Origin of the sequence: Rhodococcus sp. ACPA4 (genome assembly GCF_002300185.1) — a bacterium.
In the GTDB taxonomy this organism is placed as follows: domain Bacteria; phylum Actinomycetota; class Actinomycetes; order Mycobacteriales; family Mycobacteriaceae; genus Rhodococcus_F; species Rhodococcus_F globerula.
Genome location: NZ_NSDY01000001.1, coordinates 3,212,660 through 3,230,935 on the forward strand (window position 1 = coordinate 3,212,660; position 18,276 = coordinate 3,230,935).

The following is an 18,276-nucleotide window of genomic DNA, read 5'->3' on the forward strand; positions in this document are numbered from 1 at the left end:
AAGTCAGAGATAGACGATGCGGTACTTGATACTGCCTTTGATCCGGCCCACCAGATTACCGGTGGTCCATACCCATTCGCCCCGACGACTACGTGACCATGCCCAAGGCCACACCGGCAGCAATGCCACGACGACACCGGCATGCACGAGCGGCCAGTACCAGGCGCGGCCAGGAGCGTCGTACTGCCGCGCCACTCTGGCTTCTTCCTCGGCGTAACTCACCACCTGACGCCACGACTCGCGCATACCCGTCCGAAAGCGGTAGGCGACAATCGCTTCGGGGCTGTTACCCAAGTTGTAGCCCTTTATCTGTGCGCGCCAACAGAACTCGACATCGCTTCCGGCTGCCGGATAGCTCTCGTCCCAGCCCCCGATATCGTCGAATACCTCGCGCCAGATGCCGAGGTTGCAGCCGAAGGTGATCGGTAGGAAACGACCGAGCACTTGAAGTTCGTCGGGTTCCGGTAGTGCACGCCAACGCGCCACAACCGGGTCGTTCAGGGTGTGTTTTTCCAACGGGCCACCAACAAGATCGAAGGACGCCGACGCCGACGCCATAGCGGTGAGCCACCCCGGATGAACGCGATCGTCCTGATCGCAGTACGCCACAAACGGATACCGGCTCGCCCGCGTACCGACGTTACGCGCGGACGACGTTCCCGGCACCGACGAGGAATCGACCCAGCGAAGTGCCAGTTGATCGCGAAACGGATGCTCCTCCACATGCGTACGCAGCGCGGACTCACCCGCGTTGTCGCTGATCACCACTTCGAAACGGCCGTCGAAGTCCTGACCCGCCAGTGCGTGCAACTGCTCGTCGAGGAGAGGCAACGCGTGGAAGGCTGCAATCACCACCGAGATGGATTCTGCTGAGCCTGCCGACCTTGCCGAATTTCTCCCCACATGGCTACTCATGTGAGTTGTCTCCCCAATTCCTCGACAGTACGACCTTCGGCCGAGAGTACCGACTCCACTATCCGGATGTAGTCCCGCACTATCTGTTCGGCACTACTGCGACGCAGTAGTGCCACCGGATAGACCAACGCTCCGGTCAGCCCACTCGGCACGTTATCCGAGAAGTGTTCGGTAATCGCGTATTCCAATTCATGCTTCGCCACACAGTTCCCGAAGGGCTCGGATCGAACCGACAGGCCATGGGCGTCGATGTCGATTCCGGCTTCGGCACGTTGAAGAATCAGCGTCGCAGGGAAGAGCACATTCATCGACTCCGACTCCGGCAAGCCCAGCGCCTCGATCAACCGCGGGCCCGAGATGTCGGGATGAGCCAAACCGTCGAGCAACGACGAACGAACCTGCTCGACAACATCATCGAACGCGATCCCCTTGTCGACGTGTATCCGCATGAGTACGTCTTCGGCGAAGTTACCCACCATGTCGTCGAGAAGCCGATCGCCACGACCGGCGTTTGCCGTCGCTACCCGAACGTCGGGATTCTCGGCGATGGCGCTCAGTTGAACGGCAAACGCGGCTTGGAGAATCATGAACAGACTGACGCCCCGGTCGTGCGCATACGCCGTCAAATCAGCATGCAACTGCGAATCGACGTCGAACTCGACGGTCTCGCCTGCCGTCTGCCACACCGCCGGCCTCGGATGATCGAGTCGAAGCATAGGACGCGGTTCCCGGCCGATAACGTTCTGCCAGTGACGAACCTGTCGATTCAGTTCACTGTCCGGATCGAGCGCCGAACCCAGAATCTTGTGCTTCCAGACCGAGTAGTCACCGAATTGAACCGGCAATTCCTGCCACGAGGGTTCGAGGCCGGCGCTACGTGAGGCATACGCGATCAGAACATCACGCGTCAGCGGCCCCATTGAATACCCGTCCGCGGAAATGTGGTGCACAACGATGGCGAGAACAAACTCCTCGGTTCCCAACTGCAGCACTTGCATTCGGAACGGAAGGTCGGTGGTCACGTCGAAGTCGGACCAGAGGAACCCGTGCAGCACCGCAGCCAACTCCGCCTCCGACACCTGCTTCGGTTGCAGATCCCGGGGGACGTCGGCCACCGGCACGACAACCTGAACGGGTCCGTCCGGCGTCGGCGGATAGATCGTGCGGAGCGATTCGTGGCGGGTCAAGAGATCGGTAGCGGCAGCAGCCAGCACCGTGTGGTCGATCTTGCCCCGTAGACGCAACGCAATCGGCACATTCCAATCACTGCCCTGCTGGGCGCGATTTGCCGCCCAGATCCGCTCCTGCGCAGGCGCCAGGGGTACTACCGCGCCCGCCGGACGCCTCACCAAATCGGGTCCACGGTCGGCACTGCTCGCCGCGGCGCCGACGAGAACCGCCAGTTCGGCGACGGTCTGCGCGTCGAAGACAGACCGGACCGCGATCTCTGCCGAACCGGACTCTCGCAGCCGTGCAACCACTCGTGTTGCCAGCAAAGAGTTTCCGCCGACCTGGAAGAAGTTGTCATTCATGCTGACGCTCTCGAGTTCGAGCACGTCGGCAACCGTGGCGGCAACCAATCGTTCCGTTGCATTCGTGGGCGCAACAAACTCCCGCTGCGGGATTCGAGGCTCGGGCAGACGGCCGCGGTCGATTTTGCCGTTTGCATTGTGCGGCAACTGCTCGAGCACCTCGACGACGGAAGGCACCATGTATCCCGGCAGCCGGGACCGAAGGTGTTTGTCCAGCTCCTCGAGATCGAACAGATCCGAACTCGGTGCGCTCACGTAGGCGACGAGTCGCGCGTCGGCACCGTTCGGCGAGTAGACGCTCACCACTGCTTCTCCCACACCGGGATAGCCGGCCAGGGCGGACTCGATCTCTCCCAACTCGATGCGGAATCCACGGAGCTTGAGCTGCAGGTCGATCCGGCCCAGATAAGTCAGCGAGCCGTCGCGGCGACGACTGACAAGGTCGCCTGTGCGGTAGAGCCGACCGCCCGGGGCACCGAACGGATCCGCCACGAAGCGCTCGGCAGTGAGCGCCGAACGACCCAGGTATCCACGTGCCAACTGAATTCCCGACAAGTAGAGCTCGCCCGCTACTCCGTCCGGAACGTGGTGCAGACGAGAGTCCAGAACGTACGCAGACACACCCGGTTCGGGCAGGCCGATAGGTATCGCGCGGGTGTCGGCGCCGGACACACGATGCCGAGTGGCGCTGACCGCTACCTCGGTGGGACCGTAGAGATTATGCAGGCTCGCAGTGGATATAGCGCCGAACCTCGCTGCAAGTGATACCGGCAATTCCTCACCGATGCACAGCACATTCCGCACGCATTCGGGAAATCCGGTGTCGGCCGCTGCCGTGAACATCAGCAACATCGAAGGAACAAGATGTACGTCGGTGATCGACTCCTTCTCGATGACCGACAGCAACACCTCGGGTTCGAATTGCGAGTCCTGCGGTGCCAGCACGAGTCTGGCACCCACGTGCAGCGCCCACCAGTACTCCCAGATCGACAGATCGAAGCCTGCCGACGTCTTGACGAGCACTGCACTCGACGCGTCCATCGGGAATTCCTGCTGCATCCCGCGCAACTGATTGACCACCGCGGCATGAGGTACCACGACGCCCTTGGGTACACCCGTCGACCCTGACGTGAAAATCACGTATGCCGGGTGATCACCACGCAGCGGCGCGCGGCGCTCGATATCGGTCATCGCACCTGTGGAATGACCGCTCAGATCGAGTGTATGAAGGTCGACCTCCACCCAACTTCCACTGCCCACTCCGTCCGCACCACCTGCGGTCACCACCACGCTGGGTGCAGCCGTGTCCAACACGAGCGCAATTCGCTCTGTGGGCTGCGTGAGTTCCACCGGCACGAAGGCACCGCCCGCCTCGACCACCGCGTACATCGCGATCACCTGGTCGATCGAACGCCGAACAGCAACTGCCACCTGAGTTTCCGGCCCAACCCCGAGCTCGACGAGATACCGCGCCAGCGCACACACCCGCTGCTGCATCTGCGCGTAACTCAGCGTCTCATCGCCAGAGGTGATCGCGGGTGCGTCCGGGCTGATCCTGACCTGTGCGTGAAACTCGGAAGCAAGTGTCACAGCTCCGTGCACCAACCCGGTTCCACCACTGGCAATCCCGTCGATGCGGCGATGATCCGCACTCGACAGCAGCGGGATATCTCCACAAGGGAGGTCCACAGAATCGATTGCGGAATCGATGATCCGGAGGTAGCGATCGGCAAAGTCGGCGATGGTACCCGAATCGAAAAGGTCGGTGGCGTAGACAATTTGCGCCGCCATGGGTCCCGATTCGCCGTCTGCGCCGGGAACCAGGGTCAGATGGAGATCGAATTCCGCCAGTTCGATATCCGGATCGACGACGGACACCTCCAGTCCCGGCAAGGCAAAGGTCATATCGCCAAGGTTCTGGAACGAGAGTGCGACCTGGAACAGGGGATGATGAGCCTGTGTCCTTGTCGGCTCCAGTACCTCCACCAGCCGTTCGAAGGGGATATCCGCGTTGGCAAATGCACCGAGATCCACTTCTCGCACCATGTCGACCGCATCGGAAAAACTCGTTGACGGCGGCAAAACCGTCCGCAGCGCAAGGGTATTGACGAACATACCGACCACCGGATCAAGAGCCTGCTCGCCGCGGCCGGCGACGGGAGTTCCGATCGTGACGTCATCGGTGCCGGCAAGTCGCCCGAGGAGCACCGCCAAAGCGGTGTGCATGAGCATGAATACCGTAACGCCTCGAGCAGCGGCAAGATCGCGCAGCGAAGTGTGCAGTTCTGCGTTCACCTCGAACTGATATCTGGCACCCACAAACGACTGCCGTGCAGGCCGAGGACGATCACAGGGAAGATCGAGCACTTCCGGGGCACCGCTCAGTTGCCCGCGCCAGTAGCCGAGTTGTTGCGCAGCAACCGAACCCGATTCCTTCTCGTCACCGAGCACCGTTCGCTGCCAGATCGCGAAGTCGGCGTACTGGATCGCGAGTGGCGCCCACGTAGGTGCGAATCCGCTGATGCGAGCCGCGTACGCAGTCATCGTGTCTGCCGCCAGCTGCGCCATCGAATAGCCGTCGGCACTGATGTGGTGAACCACCAGCACCAGTACATGGACGGGAACCGCATCCGCATCTCGGCCACCCACCCGGAGCAGGTCGACATGGATCGGAACCCTCGCGGTGACGTCGAAGGGTGTTCTCGCCGACGTCAGAATACGCTCGTGCAGAGAAGTTTCCGGAGTCCACTCGGCTTGCAACTCCGCGTCGAGCGATGACGGCGGCAGCACGTCCTGATACGGACCGGCCACTGCATCCGGGTACACCGTCCGCAGCACCTCGTGCCGTGTTACGACGTCCGTGATCGCCGACCCGAGCGCTACCACGTCAAGGTCACCCGTCACACGCAGCACAATCGGAATGTTCTCCGTAGCCGACGTCGGATCGAAACGATTGAGGAACCACATCCTCTGCTGCGCAAGCGACAACGGGACGCGTTCGGGACGTGCAAGCGCGCGCAGCGGTGGACGCGTCGAAGCACCTCGAGTGATTCGTGGTGCCAACTCCGCCACTGTGGGTGCGTCGAAAAGATCACGCACACTCAACCCTGCGTCGAATGCCTCGTTTGCACGGGCTACCAATCGAGTGGCAAGCAAGGAATTGCCGCCGATCTCGAAGAATCCGTCGTGAATACCCACGGTTGCCGAGCCGGTCACTGTTTCGAAGATGCCGGCCAGTGCCATTTCGTCATCGGTTCGCGGCGCCACGTACACACGTTGCTCGAAAACAGGTTCAGGCAGGGCTTTTCGATCCAGTTTTCCGGCCGGCGTCACAGGCAGCGAATCGATGAACGTAATCGATGCCGGACGCATGTACGTCGGCAGATGTGCCGCGAGGTGTGCGCGCAATCCTGCACGTTCAATCTCGACACCTCGGTGAGCGAGCACATACGCCACCAGCACCGGTTCGGATGCTTGCGGACCACGGTAGGCGATCGCCACCGCAGCAGCGACATTCGGATAAGTCGCTACGGCCGACTCCACCTCACCCAATTCGATCCGGTAACCCCGGATCTTCACCTGATCGTCGCCGCGCCCGCAATACCGGAGCTCTCGAGTAGCGGCGTTCGAACCCGTCACACGTACCCGGTCGCCCGTTCGATAGGTGCGAGAACCCGGAGCGCCGTCCGGGTCCGCGACGAAGCGGGACGCCGTCAGGCCTGGTTTTCCGTGATAACCCCTGGCCAACGCAGCGCCGGACAGATACAGCTCACCCTCGATACCCGGTGGAACCGGCACAAGCCCGTCCCCACGCACCACGGCCGTTGTACCCACTACGGGAGCGCCGATCGACACCGCCACTGACGGATCCATCGGACCGCATTGTGTTGCCATCACCGTGGATTCGGTAGGTCCGTACGCGTTGTACATCCGTCGCCCGGCGCCCCACGTCCGAACCAGAGCCTCGGAGCATTGGTCACCGCCGACGATGACCACCGACAGTTCCGGTAGGTGTTGCGCATCCATCGACTCCAACGCAGACGGGGTTACAAAAGCGTGAGTGACGTGCTGTTCGCGAAGGAGCTGCGTCAGCTCTGTGCCGCCGTACACGTCGTCGGGGACGACAACCATCGCCGCACCCACACCGAACGCCAAGAGCAACTCGAGTACCGAGGCATCGAAGCTCGTCGACGCGAATTGCATAGTGCGTGAACGGGCATCGACTCCGTAGTGCTTCTGCGCCTCCACAAATGCGGACAGGCCGCCGTGAGTGACCGCTACTGCTTTCGGCGTGCCGGTCGAGCCTGACGTGTAGATCAGATATGCGACGTTGGACAAACGGATCGGGGAGCGTCGGTCGCTGTCCACGATCGGGGCACCATCCGGCTCACTCCGGCTCCGCAGATCACCGAGGTCCAACACCTCGATCCGAGCAGAAAGATTCGCCGGCAAAACCCGTTCCACGTCAGACCCTATAACTAGCGTCGTACCTGAATCCTCGAGCATGTGCACGATGCGATCGGCCGGGTAATTCGGATCGACGGGAAGGAACGCGGCCCCGGACTTTGCTACTGCCCACACCGCAATCACGTAGTCGAACGAGCGGGGTACACAAATCGCGACAACGGATTCCGGACCGAAACCGCGTCGAATCAATGTGCGCGCCAGAATATTCGACGCTCGGTCCAGCTCGACGTAGGACAACTGTCCGCCACGGTCAGGATCGATCAGTGCCGTCGTGCCGAGCGAAACACCACCCTCCAGGATCTCGGCCAACGTCAGCCGCGTTCCATCGAACGGCACGGCCTCCGGAAATTGATCCGTGGCAAGTCGCAGATCGATCGAACGCACGGCAATCGTTGCATCGGCCGCAACCACGTTCAACACGCGGGCGAGCCGATCTACCAGGCTCTGAGCCGTCGACTCGTCGAACAGGTCTGTGGCATAGGCCAATTCCAGATCCAGCCCGGAAGGTTCACCAGAAACACCCAGCGTTGACGTTGCGCTCCACTCGAGGTCGAAGCGCACCGAACCGGTGTCGATTGGTTCCACCTCGACGCCGCCGAGATCGCCGGCCGCAATCTGCACCAGGTCTGCAGCCGATTCGGCGACCGTGACCGTGCTCTGGAACACCGGGTGGTGGCTTCGTGTCGGCAACACTCCGACGGCCTCCACGACGTGCTCGAACGCGACGTCTGCGTTTGCCAGCGCCGCGAGATCTTGTGCGCGCACCACGGCAAGAAGCTCGCCGAACGAGGCAACGGGATCAACTGCCGTACGCAACGCCACCGTTCCCACGAACATGCCGATCGTATCGGCCAAACGCGGGTCGTTTCGGCCCGAAACAGGTGTCCCCACAACGATGTCCGACCCCCCGCCCAGTTGGGACAGCAAGGCCACCACACCGGCGTGCACGACCATGAACATCGAAACCTGCTGTGCTCGGGCGAGATCTGCCAAGCCTTCGCGGACAGCCGGCGTCAGAGGGCAACTGACCCGCGCTCCGCGCTGAGTGGGCTGATCGGTTCGTGGCCTGTCCAACGGAAGTTCGAGCAGGGCTGGAGCGTCGGCAAGTTCTTCTCGCCAATATGCAAGTTGCTGCCCCGCAACCGACTGCGGATCGCGTGGGTCACCGATCGCCGCACGATTCCACAACACGTAATCGGCATACTGATGCACCAGCGGAGCCCACTGCGGGCTGCCGCCCGAAACTCGAGCAACGTACGCCTGCACCAGTTCCCGCAACAGGATCGGTATCGATGCGCCGTCTCCGGCAATATGGTGCAGCACCAGAACCAGCGTGTGGCGGTCTGCACCGACCCGCAGGCAGTGCACCCGCAATGGCCCACGAGCAGTGATATCGAAGCTGCCCGAGATCAACTCACGCATCCGCGCGGTGCGCTGTTCGGAATCGGTATCGCTCAGGTCCTCGAAAGTGACTGCCGCACTGTCGGTACCTGGTGCAGCCGCTTCCTGGACGACCTGTGCGACGCCGTCGCCGCTCTCGACATACACCGTGCGCAAAACCTCGTGCCGGATCACCAGATCGCCCACCGCCGCAACAAGTGCCGCGGCATTCACGTCGTTGTTCACCGTTACTGCCCCGGCGATGTTGTAGGCCGCCGACGAGGGATCGAGTCGGTTCAGAACCCACATTCTCTGCTGAGCCGGCGAGAGCGGCAACCGCTCCGGCCGAGCCAGCTCCCCCAGACGCGCGGACTCCTCGATGCGGCGAGGCAACTGCGCGAGTGCATCTGCCAGCCCGGCCACTGTCGGATTGTCGAAAATATCGCGCAATCGGAGGTCAGCGCCCACCCGTGCGTTGACCTCACCGATTATGCGATTGGCCACCAGCGAATTTCCGCCGAGATCGAAGAAGTCCCGGTCGACGCTCACCTCGTCGTGGCCCAGCACCGCGCGGAACACCTCGGCGATCTCGGCTTCGGCCGCGTTTCGCGGTGCGAGAACCACTCGGTCGATCGGCCGTTCCGGCGTCGGCAGGGCTCGGCGATCGAGCTTGCCGGTAGAACCGAGTGGGAGTTCGCTCAGCACTGTGACCGAGCTGGGCACCATGTACGCAGGCAAAGTCTGCCGCACATCCGCCAGGAGCTGTGCCGTGTCGGGAACGATGTCACCCGTAAGCATCACGTAGGCAGCGATTTCGGCACCGGTCGCCGGATTTTCGTACACCCTTGCCACCGCACCGGCAACACCCGGCAGTCCGACGAAGGCTGCCTCGATGTCCCCCAGCTCCAGTCGCTGACCTCGCAGCTTCACCTGGAAGTCACTGCGCCCCAGATATTCGAGTGTCCCGTCAGCACGCCACGCGACCACGTCGCCTGTTCGGTACATCCGTGTGCCCGGGGCGAACGGGTTCGCGAGGAAGCGACCGGCCGACAGATCGCTCCGCCCGACATAGCCCCGCGCCAACTGAACGCCCGCCAGATACAACTCTCCACGCACGCCGACAGGGACGGGATTCAATCGCGAATCCAGGACGTAAACAGCGGTGCCGCTTACCGGGGAGCCTATCGAGATCTCCCGCCCGTCCAGAGCCACCGAGCGAGGCACCTCGACTGCGGTGACGTCCACAGCGGCCTCGGTGGGGCCGTAGAGGTTGTGCATCTCGACCTGCGCCAAACGGTGAAGCGCGGCAGCACTCGTCAGTGACAGTGCCTCGCCACTGGTGAATACGATGCGCAGGCTCCGGAACATGGGTGCGCACTCGACATGAGAGCCGACAAATGCATCCAGCATGGAAGGAACGAAGTGAACCACCGTCACCTGTGACCGGTCGATCAACTCCCCCAGATATCGCGGATCGCGGTGGCCGTCCGGCGAGGCGATCACCAGCGTTGCCCCGATCACCGCAGGCAGTAACAGCTCCCACACCGAGACGTCGAACGTCACCGGTGTCTTGAGCAGGAACACGTCTTCTCGGTCGAGGGAGTAATCATCTCTCATCCATGTCAGACGGTTGACCAGACTCTCATGCGACACCACAACGCCCTTCGGCTCACCGGTGGAACCAGACGTGAAGATCACGTATGCCGGATGTCCACCGAGCAGCGGGCGCATGCGGTCGCAATCCTCGATCGGATCGGACGAGTAATGCGCAGTGTCGAATTCAGCCAGTACCGCCTCGGTGATCGTCAGCGTCGCACCGGCAGCTGACATCATCGCGTCGATCCTCGGGCGAGGCAGGCCGGGATCCACCGGTAGATAGGCTCCACCAGCGGCCAGCACGGCGTGCACCGACACGACAAGGTCGATTCCGCGCGGAAGTTCCAGTGCCACTATCTTTTCCGGACCAATTCCGCGATCGATCAGCAGCCTGGCCAAGCTGTTCACCCGAGATCGGAATTCGTCTTCGGTCAGTACCTGATCCGCCGATCTCAACGCCACGGCGTCGCTGCTCGGTGCAGTTCGCTTTGCGAGCAACTCGGAGTACGTGCAGGGCACTCCGACAACAGTTTTCGGCCCACTGCCCCAATTGTCGAGGATCAACTCTCGCTCGGTGCGCCCGAGAATATCCGCCGAGCCGATCCCGGCGGCGGGATCGCCGACCAACGTCGCAAGCAACCCGGCGAATCGCTGCGCAATGGACACTGCCGTCGCCCGGTCGAAAATATCAACGGCGTAGGTCAGCAGGACGTCGAGCGCCTGCTCCGGATCCGGATCCGTCGCAACAGTCAGATGTAGATCGAAACGCGACACCGGTAGATCGATCGGGATGGGACGCGCTCTCACCCCGGCCAATTCGATCTCTGTGGGAACCGCATCCTGAAAAGCCAGCATCACCTGGAAAAGCGGGTGAAATGAACCCGAGCGCGGTGGATCGAGTGCGGCCACAACCTGTTCGAACGGAACATCGCTGTTACTCATCGCCTCGATGTCCGAGCGACTCACCTGCGCCACGAGGTCGTCGAACGAGAGGTCCGGATCGACGGCAGTACGCAGAACCACTGTGCCGACAAACATTCCGACGAGGTTGTCCACCGACTCATGGGTACGTCCGGCAACGGGCGTACCGACCGCGACGTCGCCCTGACCGGACAACCGTGCCAACAGAACCGCGACGACAGAGTGGACTACGGCAAACAGAGTTGTGCGGCGCGAACGAGCGAACCCTCGCAACAGTTGGTGCACGTCGCCGCTCACCTGGAACCGCACTGTGTCGCCCTCGGCAGAGCGCACCTGACCGCGGGGCCGATCTATTGGCAGATCGAGCACCGCTGGTAGGTCGGCCAACGCCGACTGCCAGTATTCGAGTTGCCCGTCGAAGCGCCCGGTAGCGGTCGCGGTATCGGATACAAGACTCCGCTGCCATAGTGCAAAATCTGCATACTGCAACGGAAGTGGCGACCACGCCGGCGCGTTGCCGTTGGCCCGTGCCGAGTACGCGACCATCAGATCACGGATCAAGGGGCCCATCGACAGACCGTCCGCCGCAATATGATGCACCATAAGCACCAGAACGTGCGCATGGTCACCGATCCGGAGCAGAACCCCACGGAGCGGTACCTCGCGGGTCAGATCGAAGCCCCGACCGGCGAGTTTCGCGATCAGCTCGCCCACGTTCTCCGGTTCGACGTCGACTGCCGGCTGCAAAATCCACGACGGTGCGTCGAGAACATGCTGGCGGGCAACACCATCGAACTCCGGGTAGTAGGTCCGCAGCACCTCGTGACGATCGACGATGTCCGACATCGCCGTCGCCAAGGCCGACGGGTCGAGATCGCCGTCCAGACCGAGGGCAACCGGAAGGTTGTACACCGGCGACTGCGGATCGAGCCGGCCGAGAAACCACATACGTTCCTGCGCTACGGACAGCGGCACAATGTCCGGACGCGGCGGTGGCGGCAGCGGCGGCACACCGAAGGCGGCCGAGCTGCGGGGCGCACTCTCGATCCAATGGGCCAACTCGGCAACGGTCGGAGCCTCGAAAAGCGCCCGGATCGGAACCTCCCGGGAGAACACTCCCGTCAGCTTGTGTGTCACCCTCGTTGCGACCAGTGAGTTTCCACCGATCTCGAAGAAATTGTCGGCTCGTCCGACGTTCTCGATCCCGAGGATCTCCTCGATGATGTCGGCAACCTGCTGTTCGATGTGCCCTTGCGGCGAGCGGTATTCACGAAGCACCGGAGTCGGTTCCGGCAAAGTCCGCCGATCGATTTTGCCGTTCGCATTCAGTGGGATCGAGTCGAGAACCTCGAGAACAGTGGGCACCATGTAGCCGGGCAGCACGCCCTTGAGATCAGCAAGAACGGCTGATCCGTCGAAGGTGGCGACCTCTGCGGGAACTATGTACGCCACCAAGGACGCCGATTCCGGAGCCGACCGCCACTCGTGGACGATGACCGCGCACGCACGCACACGCCGATCTCGGCCGAGCGCCGCTTCGATCTCCCCCAGTTCGATGCGCTGGCCCCGCAGTTTGATCTGGGAATCATTACGGCCCAGGTACTCCAGCACGCCGTTCTTACGATGGCGAACCAGGTCACCGGTGCGGTACATCCGTCGTCCTTCTCCGGACCACGGTCCCGCCACAAATCGTTCGGCGGTCAGATCCGCCCGCCCCTCGTACCACGACGCCAACTGTGCACCGCCGAGATACAACTCGCCGGGAACGCCGAGCGGGACCTGCTTCAGACGCGAATCCAGCACCAGCAGCTGTGTATTCCACACCGGTGTGCCGATCGGGACGGTGACGTCCTGCACGTCGTCGCAGTCGAACGCAGTGACGCTCACCGCTGCCTCGGTCGGTCCGTAGAGGTTGTGAATCTCGACGTCGAGATTGCGTCGAAGTTCTACAACAGTGTGCGGACGCAACGCTTCACCGATGCACAGAACACGGCGCAGCGACGGCTGATCCACTCCGCCACCGGATTCGAGAAACGCGTCGAGGAGCGAGGGAACAAAATGTGCTGTCGTGACCTCGAAGTCACGCATCGCCGTGGCGACATACTCCGGATCACGATGTCCGTCCGGCCGGGCGAGCGCCAACCGCGCGCCGCTGATCAACGGCCAGAACAGTTCCCACACCGACAGGTCGAACGTGATCGGCGTCTTCTGAAGCACGGTGTCTGTGCCGCCGAGCGGGTACCGATCCTGCTTCCAGAGCAGTTGATTCACTACCGCCGAATGCGAAACCGCGACGCCCTTCGGCATTCCCGTCGATCCCGACGTGTAGATCACGTACGCCGTGTTGTCCGGTCGCAGGGGGCGAATCCTGACTCGGTCCGTGATCGGACCAGACCTCTCGGCGGGCACGCCTTGGCTATCCACCACCAAGACGTCGACCGGGCTGACTCGGGCCGCAGCCTCACACTGGGTACGGACCGCTTCTACGGTCAGCATCAAGACGGGCGACGCGGAGGACAGAATCCGCGCAATCCGTTCGGTGGGAGCACTCGGGTCGACGGGTACGTACGCGGCACCCGATTGCAGTACCGCGCAGAGTGCCACCATCATGGCCGGCGAACGCTCGATGGCGACGGCAACACGATCCTCGGTTCCGATCCCCTTCGAGATCAGCGTCCTGGCCAGGTTTTCGACCTGGCAAGCGAACTCGCCGTAGGACATCGACATCGTGTCCGTGACAAGAGCAATCGCCTCGGGGGTGGTGCCTGCCTGAGTGGACAGCAGGTCGGCAAGGGTCGTGGGCGGCAGAGCATGGCGCGTGTTGTTGAGCGCACCGATCACGGTCGTCGATCGATCGGTGGTCAGATCGATATCGCCGATCACCCGATCCGACTGCGCGACTACGGATTCCAGGATGTGCACAAACTTGTGAGCGAACCGGGCGACAGTTTCTTCGTCGAAGAGTGCGTCGGCATAGTCCCACTGCATGTGCACCTCGGTCGGCGCAGTCGGGCTGGTCTTCTCGGACAACGTCAAGTGCAGGTCGAACTTCGAAATGCCCAGCGGCAGATCGATGATCTCGGCGTCGAGACCGTCGAGCACCAACGATCCGGAATTGAGATTCTGATAGGAGAATCCAACTTGGAAAAGTGGATGATGTGCGGCCGAACGCTCCGGGTTGAGTAGTTCCACCAAACGCTCGAACGGTATGTCGGCATTCGCGAACGCCCCGAGGTCTACGTCTCGAACCTGGTCGAGGAGTGCCGAGAACGTCTCGTGCGCATGCACCTTGGTACGTAAGACCACCGTGCCGACGAACATGCCGACAAGATCGTCGAGAGCCGGATCGCCGCGTCCTGCAACGGGAGTGCCCACCGAGATGTCGGACGTGGCACTGAGTCTGGCAAGCAGCACGGCCAACGCCGCGTGCATGACCATGAAAGCCGTTGCACCGGAGCGTACTGCCAGCGCCGAGACCCGTGCGAACAGATCGGCGTCGATCGAGCCGGAGAACGCCTGCCCGCTGGTCGACACAAGCGCTGGGCGAGCACGGTCGCTTGGCAGATCCAACCGAACCGGAAGGCCGCCCAGTTGCCGTGACCAGTACTCGGTCTGCGTCCGCGACAACGAATGCGGATCGAGTTCGCTGCCCATCAATTCTCGATGCCAGAGAGTGTAATCCGCGTACTGAACCGGCAAGGGCTCGAAGCCTGGATCTCGGTTCTCGAGCCGAGCCAGGTACGCCTGAGCGATATCGCGAGCCAGGGGCGCCGTCGAGGACCCGTCGGCACTGATGTGGTGGATGACGAGGATCAGTACATGTTCGCTCGGCCCAACCTTGAACAAGGCGGCGCGAAAGGGAATCTCGGAAGAAACGTCAAACCCTCGACGCGCGAAGCGTTCGAGTTCGCCGGCCAGATCTTCCCGTGAGACCTCCCGCAACGGTAGCCCCGTCGCCTGGTCGCTGATCGGAGCGATGCGCTGAATCGGTCCGTCCGGTGAATCCGGATAGCTCGTGCGCAGCACCTCGTGTCGATCGACCACGTCGCCGAATGCACCGGCAAGAGCCACATGATCGAGTTCACCCGACAGTCGAACTGCCACCGGAATGTTGTATGCAGCTGAGCCGGTGTCGAATTGATTGAGAAACCACATGCGGTGTTGTGCGGGCGAAACACCGATCGGGCTGGTTCGAGGCATGGGCCGTAATGCGGGTCGGCCGGCCTCCGGCGTGAGACCGGCGAGCTTGTCGGCAAGCGCACGCACCGACGGCGCTTCGAAAATCGATCGCACAGCCACTGTGGTGCCGAGCGCTCGCCCGAGCACACTCGCCACCCGAGTAGCTGTCAGTGAGTTTCCACCCAACGCAAAAAATTCGTCGTGCGCTCCGACGGTGTCTGCTCCGGTTGACCCGGAATAGGTTGCAGCAACCAGTGATTCCAAACCAGGTGCGGGTTCGACATACGGGGCCCGGTTCCACACCGGTGCCGGCAGAGCCGTCCGATCGAGCTTGCCGGCGGAGGTGAGCGGTATCCGATCGATCACCATCAGCGCAGAGGGAATCATGTGCGACGCCAGGAGCGGTTGCACGTGTGCGAGGACACCGGCAGTGTCGATCGCCCGACCGGAGACGGGAAGCAGATACGAGACCAGCGACGCGGAATCACCGGACGGCCCACCTTCGTAGGTGATCGTGATTGCCGACTCCACGTCGCGGTGACTGGTAAGCGCCGCGTCGATCTCACCCAACTCGATGCGAAAACCACGGATTTTCACCTGGAAGTCGGCGCGCCCGAGATAACGCAACGTACCCTCGGGTGTCCACTGCACCAGGTCTCCGGTCCGATAGATCCGGGAACCGTTGGCCGCCAGTGGGTTTGCCACAAAAGTTGCGGCAGTCAGGGATAGTCTCCGATGGTAACCACGGGCGAGTCCCCTGCCACTGACATACAGCTCGCCGGTGACGCCCCGAGGAACCGGCTGCAGGAACTTGTCGAGCACCACCACCGACGTACCGGTGATCGGATAACCGATATCAACGGGTGCACCAGGATCCAACGGTCCGGCAACCGTCGCCATGATTGTCGACTCGGTCGGTCCGTACGCGTTGAACATCGCGCGCCCGCGCGCCCATTTTGCTGCCAGTTCCGGCGGACACGCTTCACCACCGACAATGACCACAGCAAGGTCCGGGAGTTGTTCGGGCTCCACCGAGGCCAGCGCGGAAGGCGTCAAGAACGCGTGCGTGATTCGCTCGGCACGCAGGAAATCGGTGAGCTGTTCACCGCCGTAGAGATACGGGGGTGCAATCACCATTGCCGCCCCGGCTCCAAATGCGAGAATCAGCTCGAGGATGGATGCGTCGAATCCGGGAGACGCGAATTGCAATGTGCGAGAGTGCGGTTTCACACCGTAGCGATGCTGTTGCTCGGCCGCGAACGACGCGATCCCGGAATGGGTGATCGCCACACCTTTGGGCTTTCCGGTCGAACCGGAGGTGTAGATCAGGTATGCCACATCGCTGATCCGAATGCGAGGACGCTCAGCGTCGGTGATCGGAGCCGCAGAGGTGGAAGCGAATTCGGATCGCGCGAGCTCGTCGTCGAAATCCACAGTGATCGGGTGATACGGCCAGTTCCGACCGGCCGCGATCACCACGGCAGCGCCACAATCGGCGATCGTCGCTTCGATCCTGGCCGTCGGAAGGTCCGGATCGATGGGGACGAATGCGCTTCCGGACTGGAGCACTGCCAGTTCTGCGACAACCAGTCGCGGCCCCCTCGGCAGCACCACTGGCACAAAACTTCCCGGTCCGGCACCGCGGGCCAGCAACATCCGGGTGAGCTTGTTCGCGCGGGCGCCGACTTCGCGGTAGGTCAGAACCTCGTCCCCGTGAACTATCGCGGGGCTGTCCGGATGACGGCTGACGGCGCCCGTGAGGACGTTCTGCATCAGAGTGGGTTCCGGGGCGGGTCGACCGTACGCAGGTACCAGGTCACGCCGATCGTCTTCTCCGACAAGCGAAATCTCGGCGACGCGCCGATCACTGGGCGCGTTGACAAATCGATCCAGTAACTGCAGGAAGCGACTGTGGTGATTCGCGAGCTCAGCGCGGCTGTACAACGATGGGTTGGCCTCGAAGTCCACGCGCGATTCCTGGTCAGCGACGCTGGGATAAACGTTGATCGACAGGTCCTCGACCGGCCCGGTCGACAGAATGTGCAATCGTCCGGTCATCGATCCGAAAGTGAGTTCGTTGCCGAACATCATGATGTTGACGGCCGGTCCGAAAAGCCCACGCCGGCCGGAGGATTGAATCTCCCCGCGATCGGCTGCGTCCCGCCTCATATCTTCGAATCGATACCGCTGATGACGGAGTGCGCCTGTCAGCTCCAACGACGCATCCGCCACCAGATCGGCAACCGTTGTTGTTGCGGTGACCGACAATCGGATCGGAACGACGTTGGAGACCATCCCACCCGAGTTGCGCAACAGAGCATTCACTCGCGACGAGACCGGCAAGCTCAGTACTACATCGGAGCTGCCGGTCATCTTTGCGAAATAGAGCGCTGTGGATGCGACGGCTATCGATGAAAACGTCGCTCTCAGACGCACTGCTGCGCTGTCGATCGCGGTGGCCGTCTCCGCGGGCAATGCTCCGCTGACCACCTTCGAGTGGGTGTCGAGCGTCCCGGTTCGATCGGCCAGACTGATCGGATCGGGTAGGTCGCGTAGCCGCTCCGCCCAGTGCTTCGCGTCCAGCTGGAATCTGCTCGACAGTCGGTACTTCTGTTCATCGGAGACGATTTCCGGCAACGGCACCGCCTTGCTCGGCCTGGGTTCACGACCGGCCACCGCCGCTGTGTAGCGCTCGGCAACTCTGTCGACAAGTGTCTTCGCGCCGAAACCGTCGAGCGCGATGTGATGGATGCGGGCGTACAGGAAGTGCCTGCGATCGGCGACACGAATCAGCGCCACCTCGATCGATCGATCCCGAACGATGTCGATGGGCGTGCTGCACTCGTCCTGCATCCACTCCTGAGCGGCGGCCTCGGGATCGAATTCGGAACGCAAGTCGAGTCTGATCAGTTCGTCACGCTGAGTGTCGTCGACGACTTGATACGGCACCGGCTCAGCCGCGACAAAACGAATCATCGCCGTTCCGAGTTCACGGGCGGTGTGTCTGGCTGCCTCGGTGAGCAGATCGGCGTCGAGATCCCCGTCGATCGCGACGTACTGAGCAATCGTGATCGGAACGGAGCCGGCCGCATGTTGTGCGAACCAGATACTCTTCTGCGCTGCGGACAGCTCGAACGCCCCGGCCGGCAGATTCGAGAAATCCCGAGCGCCACCAACAACTACCGACATCGCTCGTCATCCCCAATTCACACATCCACGAACCACGCTGTACACGCAAGCAGAAAAGCTTAGGCTAACCTATAGCTTCGTTCGCGAATCGACCCGG

Annotated in this window: 2 protein-coding genes; both read right to left on the minus strand. The window is 62.3% G+C overall.

All coding sequences use genetic code 11. From position 1 onward, the window contains the following. Window positions 1–3: 3 nt before the first annotated feature. Entirely contained in the window at window positions 4–915 is a 912-nt protein-coding gene (locus tag CJ178_RS14520) for a glycosyltransferase family 2 protein (protein ID WP_095887000.1), read from the minus strand. Continuing rightward, window positions 912–18,179: a non-ribosomal peptide synthetase gene (locus tag CJ178_RS14525; RefSeq protein WP_095887001.1), complete on the minus strand. Its 17,268-nt coding sequence runs from the start codon at window positions 18,177–18,179 to the stop codon at window positions 912–914. Before CJ178_RS14525 ends, CJ178_RS14520 begins: the two co-directional genes overlap by 4 nt. Window positions 18,180–18,276: the final 97 nt, after the last annotated feature.

Coding starts and splice junctions, on each gene's coding strand:
- CJ178_RS14525 (WP_095887001.1), bottom strand. CDS start 18,179: ATGTCGGTAGTTGTTGGTGGCGCTCGGGATTTCTCGAATCTGCCGGCC.
- CJ178_RS14520 (WP_095887000.1), bottom strand. CDS start 915: ATGAGTAGCCATGTGGGGAGAAATTCGGCAAGGTCGGCAGGCTCAGCA.